This is a genomic window from Deinococcus sp., assembly GCF_025362455.1.
Taxonomy (GTDB): Bacteria; Deinococcota; Deinococci; order Deinococcales; family Deinococcaceae; genus Deinococcus.
Genome location: NZ_JANYGJ010000195.1, coordinates 1 through 11,080, shown reverse-complemented (window position 1 = coordinate 11,080; position 11,080 = coordinate 1). Strand labels below are relative to the sequence as shown.

At 65.6% G+C, this 11,080-nt stretch carries 7 protein-coding genes and 1 pseudogene; 3 read left to right on the top strand and 5 right to left on the bottom strand.

Annotated elements, in window-relative coordinates:
* Positions 1-10 precede the first annotated feature (10 nt).
* Together Q0R23_RS14295 and Q0R23_RS14290 are read left to right on the top strand one after the other, a co-directional pair.
* Positions 11-172, top strand: coding sequence for a fasciclin domain-containing protein (locus Q0R23_RS14295; protein ID WP_366520411.1), 162 nt, complete (start codon positions 11-13; stop codon positions 170-172).
* Positions 173-624: 452 nt separating this feature from the next.
* The gene (locus Q0R23_RS14290) at positions 625-855 is read left to right on the top strand and encodes a hypothetical protein (protein ID WP_293914045.1); all 231 of its coding nucleotides are present in this window, start codon (positions 625-627) and stop codon (positions 853-855) included.
* A 218-nt stretch (positions 856-1,073) separates the two neighbouring features.
* On the opposite strand, the gene Q0R23_RS14285 is transcribed toward Q0R23_RS14290, so the two are convergent.
* Both Q0R23_RS14285 and Q0R23_RS14280 read right to left on the bottom strand, forming a co-directional pair.
* Entirely contained in the window at positions 1,074-3,860 is a 2,787-nt protein-coding gene (locus Q0R23_RS14285) for a valine--tRNA ligase (RefSeq protein ID WP_293914043.1), read from the bottom strand.
* Positions 3,853-4,848, bottom strand: a complete 996-nt coding sequence (locus Q0R23_RS14280; protein ID WP_293914041.1) for an NUDIX domain-containing protein — start codon at positions 4,846-4,848, stop codon at positions 3,853-3,855. The genes Q0R23_RS14285 and Q0R23_RS14280 overlap by 8 nt, the downstream gene beginning before the upstream one ends.
* Before the next feature lie 482 nt (positions 4,849-5,330).
* Here Q0R23_RS14280 and Q0R23_RS14275 point away from each other — a divergent pair, with 482 nt between their 5' ends.
* A complete protein-coding gene (locus Q0R23_RS14275) occupies positions 5,331-8,126 on the top strand; it encodes a M16 family metallopeptidase (RefSeq protein ID WP_293914039.1) in 2,796 nt (931 codons plus the stop codon).
* A 58-nt stretch (positions 8,127-8,184) separates the two neighbouring features.
* On the opposite strand, the gene Q0R23_RS14270 is transcribed toward Q0R23_RS14275, so the two are convergent.
* The 3 genes and pseudogenes from Q0R23_RS14270 to Q0R23_RS14260 form a co-directional block, all read right to left on the bottom strand.
* Complete coding sequence (locus Q0R23_RS14270; RefSeq protein ID WP_293914037.1) at positions 8,185-8,994, bottom strand: alpha/beta hydrolase; 810 nt, start codon at positions 8,992-8,994, stop codon at positions 8,185-8,187.
* Between the two features lie 63 nt (positions 8,995-9,057).
* Positions 9,058-10,125 carry an acyltransferase gene (locus tag Q0R23_RS14265; RefSeq protein ID WP_293914035.1) on the bottom strand — a complete coding sequence of 356 codons (1,068 nt, stop codon included), beginning with the start codon at positions 10,123-10,125 and terminating at the stop codon, positions 9,058-9,060.
* Between the two features lie 466 nt (positions 10,126-10,591).
* A pseudogene (locus Q0R23_RS14260) lies at positions 10,592-11,080 on the bottom strand (hypothetical protein); the annotation flags it as partial.

Genomic DNA, 11,080 nt, shown 5'->3' with positions numbered 1-11,080 from the left:
CGCCGACGTGATGAAGATGAAGGACGCCAAGACCGTCGAGGGCTCCTCGGTGATGATCGCCGTGATGGGCAAGAACGTCATGATCGACAAGGCCAAGGTCACCAAGGCCGACATCAAGGCGTCCAACGGCGTGATCCACGTCATCGACACCGTGTTGATGCCCGCCAAGTAAACCAGGTTCGACCACCGACATTCAACCATGAGGGCCATGCCAGCGAGCGTCGCGGCGTGGCCCTTCCTCTGTTCCCTGGCGCTGGCCCGCCCATGCCCGTCCAGACAGGCCACAGCCGTCCGCGCCGGGTCGTGGCATGCTGCTTAGCGGTCGTGGACCATTCCACGCCGCCGAACACAGTGCTCAGGCACGGTATCCAAGCCCGGCCAGGAGGCCACCCCATCCGGCTGACCGTCTGAATCAGCCACTGCTTTGACCCATGTGAAATTACCGGCAATCGCTTGCCCGACTGCAAGAATCCTGTATGGCCCGGCGCGGCATACTGAGAGTGACAGTAAATCGGCCACATCAAAATACTTAGTACCCGATCAGGTCCGATACGGCGCCTCTACTTCATACCGAAGCGGTGATCTTATATTGCCACCGCCCTACCCACTCAAGGAGCACTCTGCATGCACGAGAAAGTCATCAGCCCGGCCAGTTTTTCAAGGGCGCTCACACACCTGGTCGGCATCGGCACCCTGTCGCCCAGCGACGCCGTGAATTTCCGGTACGGGCGCGTGCCCGGTGACTTTCTTCTGCCCCTGCCCCACGGCGGCGTGCTGTGCCACAGCTCCAGAGGCTATATGGTACGTGGCCCGGCCAGGAGTTTTCAGGCCGATCTGGTATGGACGCTGGCGTAAGCGAAGGGAATGACTGGTGCGCCACAGCCCTCATGACGATTAGCTTAACCCGGTCTAAATGTAATTTATCTCAAACTTAGCTTATTCTCACGGCATGAAAAGAACAACTATTCGCTGTTGCATTGAAAAAGTGGTGCGACACGCGTGAGTGTCAACACCACCCTTCCGAAAGCAGTCAACCCTAACATTTTGCGAGTTGCTTGCAAAAATCCCTAAACTCACTCAAACTGCCCCAGCACCTCTTCCAGTCTCGTTTTCTGCGCTCCGAAGTCCTCCACGCGGCGCTTTTCTTCTTCGATCACCTCGGCGGGGGCGCGGGCCACGAAGTTTTCGCTGCTGAGCTTGCCCTGGGCCTGGGCGATCTGCTTGCCGAGTTCCAGCAGGCGCTTGCGCTGTTTGCCCAGCCAGTCGGCGATGTCCACCGTGCCCTCGATGGCGGCGCGGACGATCACCCCGGCGTCCACGGCGCTGAGTGTGCGGCCTTCCAGGCTGTCCACCAGCGTCACGCGGGCGACGCCCTCCACCACGCGGGCGTTGGCGCGGACCAGTTCGGCGGCTTCACCGTCTACCTGCACGCTCAGGCGGTCCTGCGGCGAGAGGCCGAGTTCGTTTTTGACACTGCGGGCGGCACTCACGGCGGCGCGGAGCCGGGTGAACGCCTCGCTGGCCTCCTGGTCGTGCAGCGCCACGTTGACTTCCGGCCAGGCGTGGACGGCGAGCTGACGGCGGTGGCCCAGCGCCTCGTACAGCTCGGAGGTGATGAACGGCATGAATGGGTGCAGGAGTTTCAGAATATGCTCCAGCACCAGCTTGAGCGTCGCCAGCGTGCCGGTATTGGCCGCGCTCATGGCGGGCTTGGCGGCCTCCAGATACCAGTCGCAGTACTCGTCCCAGGTAAAGGCGTAGATGGCCCGGATGGCGGCGCCCAGGTCGTAGGCGTCCAGGTGCCCGGTGACTTCCGCCGTGACCGCGTTCAGGCGGCTGATGATCCAGCGGTCGGCCAGCGTGAGCTTGGACTTGTCGGCCACCAGATGCGAGAGCAGATCGCGGCTGCGGGGACTGGCGCCCTGCGGCATCTCGGCGGCGGCCTGAATGTAGGCGCTCAGCGGGTCAGCAGGATCGAGGTCCGGCGCCACCTCGGACAGCCGCATCCGCACGAAGCGGGCCGCGTTCCACAGCTTGTTGGCGAAGTTGCGGCCCTGCTCGAAGCGGCGCGGATCGTGCTTGATGTCCTGCCCACCGGTACTCAGGAAGGCGAAGGCGAAGCGCGAGGCGTCCACCCCGTACTCGCCGAAGAGTTCCAGCGGGTCGATACCGTTGCCCTTGCTCTTGGACATCTTCTGGCCCTTGGCGTCGAGGTACAGGCCGTGCAGCATGACGGTCTCGAAGGGGGCGCGGTTCGTCAGGTGGTAGGCGGCCATCTGCATCCGGGCCACCCAGAAGAACAGAATGTCGTAGCCGGTGACCAGCACCTGCGTCGGGTAAAACTTGAGCAGGTCTTCCGAACTCTCGTCGGGCCAGCCGAGGGTGGAGAACGGCCACAGGTTGCTCGAAAACCAGGTGTCGAACACGTCGGGGTCGCGCCGCAGGCTCAGGTGGGCGTACTGGGGGTCTTTGTCGCAGTCGAGGTCGGGATTCTCGGCGGAGGGCACGTAGATGTGGCCGTCCCCGTCATACCAGGCCGGAATCTGATGGCCCCACCAGAGCTGGCGGCTGATGTTCCAGTCGCGGATATTCTCCAGCCAGTCGCGGTTGACCTTGGTATAGCGCTCCGGCGTGATGCGGAGCTCACCTTTGTCGAGCCCTTCGAGCACCTGCGCCGCCATCGGCCCCACGTTGACGAACCACTGGAGGCTGACGATGGGTTCGACAGGCACCTTGGTCCGCTCGGATAAACCGATGGCCGTGTCGTGGTCCTTCTCTTCGATCAGGTCGCCGCTCTCAATCAGCGCGGCCACCACGGCCTTGCGGGCGGCGAAGCGTTCCAGGCCCCGGAAGGCGTCGGGCACCAGGTCACTCGTCAGCTTGCCGTTCAAATCGATCACGCTGGGCCGGGCCAGGTTATGCCGCTCACCGATCTCGAAGTCGGTGGGGTCGTGGGCCGGAGTGATTTTGAGGGCGCCCACGCCGAAGTCACGCTCCACGGCGACGTCGGCGATGACCGGAATGAAGCGGTCCGTCAGCGGAATGCGTGCCCGTTGCCCGATCAGGTGGGCGAAGCGCTCGTCTTCCGGATGCACGGCGATGGCCTGGTCGGCGAAGATGGTCTCCGGACGCACGGTGGCGATCAGGATTTCACCGGCCCCGCCGTTGCTGGCCGCCGCCTGGGCATCTTCGAGCTTGTAGCTCAAAGTTGACATCTTGCCCTTGCGGACTTCCCGGTCGATTTCCAGCTCACTGAGGGTGGTCTGCGCCTCCACGTCCCAGTTGACGATGCGCTCGCCCCGGTAGGCCAGGCCCTCGTGGTACAGCCTCACGAACTGATGGCGCACGGCCCGCGACAGGCCCTCGTCCATGGTGAAGCGTTCACGGGTCCAGTCGGCGCTGACGCCCAGCCGCCGGAGCTGCTCCAGAATCGCGCCGCCGGACTCGGCCTTCCAGCTCCAGACCTTCTCCAGAAAGGCTTCGCGGCCCAGATCATGACGGCTGACGCCCTCCGCCCTGAGCTGCTTTTCCACGACCACCTGGGTGCTGATTCCGGCGTGGTCCATGCCCGGCAGGTACAGCGCCTCGAACCCAGCCATGCGCTTGTAGCGAATGAGGGTATCGATCAGGGTGTTGTCGAGCGCGTGGCCCAGGTGCAGGCTGCCGGTCACGTTGGGCGGCGGAATCACGATGGTAAAGGGGGGCCGAGCGCTGGTCGCGTCGGCGCGGAACGGCTCCTCGAACCACCTTCTGGCCCATCTGGGCTCGGTGGCGGCGGGATCGAAAGCCTTGGCGAGTTCGTTGGCGTCGGCAGCGGTATCGGTGGCAGTCTGGTCGGTCACGCGTTCGGTGTCAGTCATGGGCAAGCTCCTGAGAAGTGGGTAGGGCAGGCAGAATCAGGTCGAAATTCCAGTCCAGGCCGGGGCGGGACAGTAGCACCCAGCGGAATCTTCTGTGTTGATAGATGCTGGGGTGCTCGTCGGCGTCATGGTCCCAGGTTTCGGGCGGGTCGGGCGGGGCCAGCAGGTGAAAGAAGTGCCTCAGCTCGCGTTTTCGGTGCTCGGCGTTGATCCAGACGGCGCTGCCCAGATAAATCGGTGGGCCATAGCCGGTGCGTCCGGTCTCCTCAACGCATTCCCGGCTGGCGGCCTGAGCAGGTGTCTCTCCAGGTTCGACGCCGCCGGACGGCACCTGCACTCCGGAGTCGTCGGGCACGTGGTCGAAGACGAGAAGCTGGTCATGGCGGGTGACGTGACAGACGGCTTTTTCACGCAAGACGTGAGCGGCGGCGTAAGCGCGGGCCTGAATCAGATCGTCAAAGCGGCGGTGGTTCTGGGGCGGACTGAGAAGCGCCATCAGCTCATCCAGATACTCGTGTGAGCCCTGGCCCGGCGTCAGCTCATGGTCGCTGAGCGGCGCGAAACTCAGGTGAAACAGCATGTCGGTGTCTTCCCCAGCCGTAACGCGGTGGTCCCAGGCGTCCGGGGCTTCCGGTGGCGCCGTGAGCTGGAAGTAGTGCCAGACCTGCCCACGTCCAGCCCAGCCCACGCCGACCCAGAGACAGGAACCGAGATAAGCTGGCCCCACCAAGTTGGTCAGGCCGGTCTCCTCGAAGGCTTCGCGCACGGCGGCCTGGGCGGGCGTCTCGCCGCTTTCCACGCCACCTGCGGGCAACTGGACGCCCGGTTGAACCCAGCTATCGCCAGGCTGCGGCTCGTGTCGGAGGACCAGCACTTCGGCTTGATCGGCAAGGCCCCGCATCACGTAGCACACCGCCCGCTGCCGGAGACGGTGCGCCTGCGCCCAGCTCACCGCCGCTTGCATAGTTTCAAATCGAGTGCTTTCCACGCCCACCCTCCAGACACACCGCTTCAGACATACGGCTACCCAACAACGCAGCACGCCCCACCCGCCAGGCTGACTGCTCCCGAATGCGGACGAGGCGCTATGAACAGCGTTCCCGTGGTCCCACCGCGTTTCCCCAAGCTTTGCCGGGGCACTCTGAAGCGCTGTAACGGGCGCGGCCCGGAAGGCTCTACAAGGCCCACCAGGGCCGTTCTTCCCTCTCACTCGCGGGCGACGTTCTCCGGCGGCGTTCCCAGCCTCCTCTCAGTCACGGGGGGCCTTCCTGTGGGCGCTCACGCCGGGTACTCTTCCCGGTCATTGCTGCGCCGAGTATAGCGTGGCGCGGCAACCCTGCAAGGCAACAAAGGGCCTGAACCCGGAGGCGATTTCCGCCAATTCGCGCTCCTCGGTGGCGACATGAGCCAGCCGCCTGCCTCGCTTCTGGCCGTACCATGTTCGCCCGGACCCTGTGAAAGACTTCTCCAATGCACATTCGCACCCTGACTTTGGCCCTGCTGCTGCTCACGCCCGCGCCGATGGCCCTGGCTCAAACGACTGACGCGGCTCAGACTGTCACCGCGCAGACCGCGCCCGTTACGCTCCCGGCGGGCGTGACCTTCGTGGCCTCGGCAGAGGGCGTCAGCGAGTACCGCCTCGGCAACGGCCTGCGGGTGCTGCTGGCCCCCACCGCCGCCAATGCCCTGATGACCCTGCATGTCACCTACCTGGTAGGCAGCGTGAACGAGGGACTGGGCGAGGGCGGCATGGCGCACCTGCTCGAACACCTGCTTTTCAAAGGCACGCCCCAGCATCCCGACATTCCCGGCGACCTGCGCCAGCGCGGCGCCAGTGCCAACGCCACCACCACGCCCGAATATACCGACTACTACGCCACACTGAACGCCACCAAGGAGAATCTCGACTTTCTGTGTGCCTTGGAAGCCGACCGGATGGTCAACAGCCTGATTCGGCCCGAGGACCTTGCCAGCGAACTCAAGGTGGTCATCAACGAATTCGACAACGGCGAGAACAGCGCCAGTAACCTGCTCTACAAAGCCACCCAGCAGGCGGCCTTCGCGTTTCACCCGATTGGCCGCAGCGTCATCGGCAACCGCTCGGAGGTCATCAACGTTCCGGCCAGCCGCCTGAAGACCTTCTATGCCAAGTACTATCAGCCGGACAACGCCGTGGTGACGCTGGCAGGCAACATCGATCCCGGATACGCCCTGGCGAAACTTCAGGCCACCTTCGGTCAGATCGCCCGGCCTGAGCGCAGCAAACCGGGCCAGGCGCTGATCGCCGACTACACGGTGGAGCCGCCCCAGAACGGTGAAAAGAAGGTCAGTGTGCGGCGGGTGGGGGCCGCGCCTATCATCATCGACAGCTACCACAGCCCCGCCGCCAACAGCCCTGACAACGCCGCACTGAGCGTGCTCTCACTGATCCTGAGCGAGCAGCCTGACGGTCGGCTTTACAAAGCGCTGGTGGGCAGCAAACTGGCGGTAAGCGCAGGCATGAGCGTGGATTCGTACAGCGTGCCGGGCCTGAGCAGCCTGATCGTCAATCTGGCGCCGAACGGCAGCGTCGCGCTGGCGCGGGCCGCCTTGCAGGGCGTCGTCGAGCGGCTGGGCACCGCACCGATCACCGACGCCGACGTGGAGCATATCCGCACGCAGCTCGTCGCCGGATTCGACCGGCTGGCCGCTGACCCTGCCGCCACCGCCGAGAACCTGATTTCGGGGCTACCCGGCGGCGACTGGCGCAGCTTTTTCATTCAGCGTGACGCCTTGCTCAGCGTCACGGCAGCCGACGTCAACCGGGTGGCCCAGAGGTATTTCAAAGCCAGCAACCTGACTGCTGGCACGTTTTATCCGACGCCTGCGCCGCAGACGGTCACGGTTCCGGCGGCGCCGGACATCGAGGCGGCCCTGAAGACCTTCAGGCCCCGCGCCGCGCAGGCTCAGGGCGAGAACCTGGACACTGCTCCCGCCGCGCTGGAAGCCCGCGTAGAGCGCTTGACGCTGCCGGGCGGTATCAAGGCGGCGTACCTCAGCAAAGCGGTGCAGGGCAACCGGGTGCTGCTGAGCCTGAGTGTGGATATTGGCAACAGGGCGACCGAGGCGAGCGTCCGTACCCGTGACGCGGGCGGTTATGTGGCCGCCATGCTGCTGCGCGGGTCCGTGGGCCTGAGCGTGCAGCAGCTCCGCGACGCGCTCGCCAAACTGAACGCCACCCTGAACATCGGCGGCAGCTCCACGGGCCTGAGTGTGAGTCTCAGTGCGCCGCCCCAGAACGTGGCCGCCACGCTGGCGCTGGCCCGCACCGTGCTGCGCGAGCCCCTGTGGCCGCAGAGCGATTTTGACGACCTCAAACGCGGTGCCCTGACCAATCTGGAAGGCGGCAAGACCGATCCGAACTCGCTGGCTGGCGTCGCACTGAGCCGCGCCTTCATGCCTGCCGGAGCCGCACGCGGCGAACGAAGCTATTTCCGCAGCTTGGGCGAGCGCAGCGAAGACCTGAAGGCGCTGAGCCTCGCCGACGTGAAGGCCGTGTACACCGGACTGTGGGGCCTGTCAGGTTCGGCGCAACTGGCGGTCGTCGGGCCGCTGGACAAAGGCGTGGTGGAGAGCAGCGTCGCCAAGCTGCTGGACGGCTTTCAGTCTCCTGTGCCGTATGAGCGCCTGAGCGACCCGCTGGTGACCCCCGCGCCGCAGACGCTGAGCATCAGCGTGCCCGACAAGACCGGCGCAGTCCTGCTGGCCTCGCAGAATTTCGCGCTGAAAGACACCGATCCCGATTACGCGCCGCTGCTGATCGCCGTGCAGATTCTGGGCGGCGACAGTCTCTCGTCGCGGCTGGCGACCCGCATCCGGCAAAAAGAGGGGCTGAGCTACTCGTCTGAAATGAGTATCAGCGCCTCAAGCGAGCAGGCGCTGGGCAGCTTCGACGTGTCGGCCACCGCCTCGCCCGCCGACATCGACAAGGTGCAGACCGCCGTGCGCGAAGAACTCACCCGTGCCCTGGACGGCGGCTTCACGGCGCAGGAGGTGAGCCGGGTACAGGCTGCTATCCGCCAGGCCACCGCCGCCAACCGCAGCGACGACGGCAACCTGCTCAGTGCCCTGCTGGGGCAGACTTATCTGAACCGGACCTTCGCTGACAGCGCCAGGGACGACGCCCGCCTCCAGGCCGTTACGCCCGCCAGTGCGCTGGTCGCGCTGAAAAAGTATGTCGACCCGGCCAAACTGGTGATCGTCAGGGCGGGGAACTTCGGGCAGTAGTGAAGATCAACTCCCTGGCGGGGCGGCGCGCCCCCGACTTGAGCACAGCCCTGCGGTCTCAGCGCCGCTTGGCCCGTGCCAGCAGTCGGCGCTCCTGCTCGGCGAAAAAGTCGGCCAGGGCACTGACAACCGCCGGAGCGAAGTGCGAGCCGCCCAGATGCGGGCCGCTCAGGGTCAGCAATCGGCGCTCGGCAGACGGCGACTGAGTAGACTGCGACTGGGTAAACAGCGCCAACCCGTTGGCGGCGAAGGGCACGGCGCCGTCGTCCGGGCTCCCGGCGATCAGCACCGGCAGGTCCGGCTGGTCGTGAATCAGCTCCAGCGGGTCACTGCGGGGCGGCAGAGCGGTCTGGACGTTCGCCAACCCATACGCCTGGGCCACCTCGTTCTGGCGGCTGGCGTCGCCGGGGTCGCGCAGGGCGGCGTCCAGGCTGACGTGGGCGTCGAGCAGGGCCACGCCGGAGACCGGATACGGCCCGCCCAGGGCGCTGCGGAGCGCGGCCAGCCCGCCCATGCTCAGGCCAAACGCGTAGGTGCGGGTGTTCCAGGCGAAGCGGCGCACCACCTGCGCGTGGACCTGACCCAGGTAGCCCAGCGCCGCCCCCCAGGTACGCGGCCCGGCGTCGTTGCTGATCAGCACGGCGAATCCGCGTGCCAGAAAGGCGTCGCTATACAGCTTGACGAAGGGGCTGGCCGCGAAATCCGCCGCCGTGCGGCCCCGCGTGTGCGACACCACGATGAGCGGGCACGGACGGGCAGCACAGGCCAGCGGCGTGTACAGATACGACTCGCCCAGCGGATGCTCGATGCGCTGCACGCTCACAGGCGCGGGCGAAACGAGGGGCGGCGGGGGCGGAGGCAACGGCACCGGGGCAGTCTGTCAGATCGGGGCTGACCCACGCTGAGGAGCGGGCTGGACTCCCCCGTCCCATCAGCGTCCGAACAGCACATCGCTGAGCTTGGTGCCCTGCAAGACGCGGCCCAGCAGCCAAGGCAGCCCCAGACTGACGGTGGTCATCAGCGCAAACATTCCCAGGAAGGCACCCAGCCCGCCCGGAATGCCCAGATCGCCCAGCAGTTGAATACAGATGGGGTGCAGCAGATACACCGGCATACTCAGCATGCCCAGGCTGGCCAGCGCGGCGCCCAGACGCGGTACGCGGGCCAGATACAGACTGAGGGCCAGCAGCGCCACGCTCGCCAGGGTGGAATACAGCCAGTGACTCAGGCTGTAGCTCCAGCTCACCACCTCGCCTCCGCTGACCAGCGCCAGGCCCTGCGGCAGATACAGCGCCGCGCCGAGCACCAGACCGGCGAGCCACCACAGACGCCGCCGCCGCCACCATTCGGGAAATTCATCCAGCCGCGCCCCGATGCCCACCCCCACCAGCACCGGAGCCAGATACCACAGCAGCGTACTGGCCGGAAAACGGAAGTCGAACACGGCAGCGTTCAGCAGATAGGCGGCCACCTGCACGCCCAGCCCCAGCAGCAGGGCCACTCCGATACCTGGGCGCCTGCGGGCCAGCGGCAGCAGCAGCGGCAACGCCAGATACAGTTCGAGCGCCACCAGCAGGAAATACAGGTGGAAACTGGCTTTGCCGTAACCCAGGTAAAACAGCCACCTGGCCGGGTCACTGAGTTCGGCGGCGGGCCGCTCGCCGCGCCAGACGTACCAGAACACGAAGATGACCGACCACAGCAGGTACGGCCAGGCACCCCGCAGGGCGCGGCGCTTGAGATACCGGCCCAGGTCGGGGCGAGCCAGCAGCGAGTAGGTCAGCAGCGCGGCGCTGAGCATCAGGAAGGCGGGCACCACGAATTGCAGGGCGCGGTTGAGAGATTGCGTCCACAGAGCTGAGGTCGAACCTTCGGCCAGCGCCGGGAGCACACTGCCGCTGACGTGCAGCACGACCACCAGCGCCACCGCCACGCCCCGGAAGACGTCCAGACCGAGCGACGTGCTGGCCGGTCGAGTCGCCTGCGCCCCGTCAGGCACGGCCGCCTCAGAAAGGATCACCGCGTTCGTCACCTGACCATCCTCACCGCCGAAGACCTCATCCGGCCACCAGCGCTGTGAAGACCCTGCCCGCCGATTTCCCATGAAGACTGTGAATGTGGACAAGCAGCCTTTGGAGGTGAATTTGTCATCCTGAGTGAAACGAAGGGTCTCGCCGTTAAACTGTATAAGACTGATGAAAGTCCCAGTTCATTGGGCGGAAACGCCACTCAAACGTCCCCTCTGCGAGCAGGTCTGCGACTCACCCCGCTGCCTCGCAGCTCCCCTCTGGCACAGTGGTCGAGGGATCAACAACGTCCTGATAAAGTATCTAAAACCGGTTTTGTTATATGCTGGCGCCGAATTTCTGTTTGTTTCGTAGAAAGTCTCCCGAAGAATCTACCCAGTGAGGGCAGAAACCATGACGATATACTTCAGAATATCAAAACCACACAACCATACACACTCAGTTCAGCACCCGTTCTCCCTGATCGGCGAGACCTGGCGGCACCCAGGTGTTGGCCCAGTCGGCGCGGAACAGGTAGGTGGTGTCGTCACCCTCGCGGGCGTACCACAGGCGCACGCCCTCGCTGGGGCCACCACTGGTGGGCGACCAGGGACTCAGATACGCGGTTTCTCCAGCCGCCAGACGGGCCAGGGGCTGACCACCGGCAGTGCGGGTGCGCAGCCAGGCGTTGCCACTCGCCGGAGACCAGCCTGAGAGCAGCAGCGAGCGGCCCGATACGTTGAGCAGCCGGGCCGCGTCGATGCCCAGGCTCAGCTCGAAGTCGGGAACCTGGGGCGTGACGCTGCCCTGAAGGCGCCGCACGAAGGGGCTGTAGATCAGCGGTGGGCGAACATGGCGGCGCCGGGGGTACAGCACCACGCTCAGCAGCCCCGCCAGGCTCAGCAACGTCGCCACCGCCGAGAGCACCAGGCCGCCCACGTCGTTGTA

What these genes read in the sequence shown, in the direction of transcription:
- Q0R23_RS14295 (WP_366520411.1), top strand. Translation starts at nt 11, where the DNA reads ATGAAGATGAAGGACGCCAAGACCGTCGAGGGCTCCTCGGTGATGATC.
- Q0R23_RS14290 (WP_293914045.1), top strand. Translation starts at nt 625, where the DNA reads ATGCACGAGAAAGTCATCAGCCCGGCCAGTTTTTCAAGGGCGCTCACA.
- Q0R23_RS14285 (WP_293914043.1), bottom strand. Translation starts at nt 3,860, where the DNA reads ATGACTGACACCGAACGCGTGACCGACCAGACTGCCACCGATACCGCT.
- Q0R23_RS14275 (WP_293914039.1), top strand. Translation starts at nt 5,331, where the DNA reads ATGCACATTCGCACCCTGACTTTGGCCCTGCTGCTGCTCACGCCCGCG.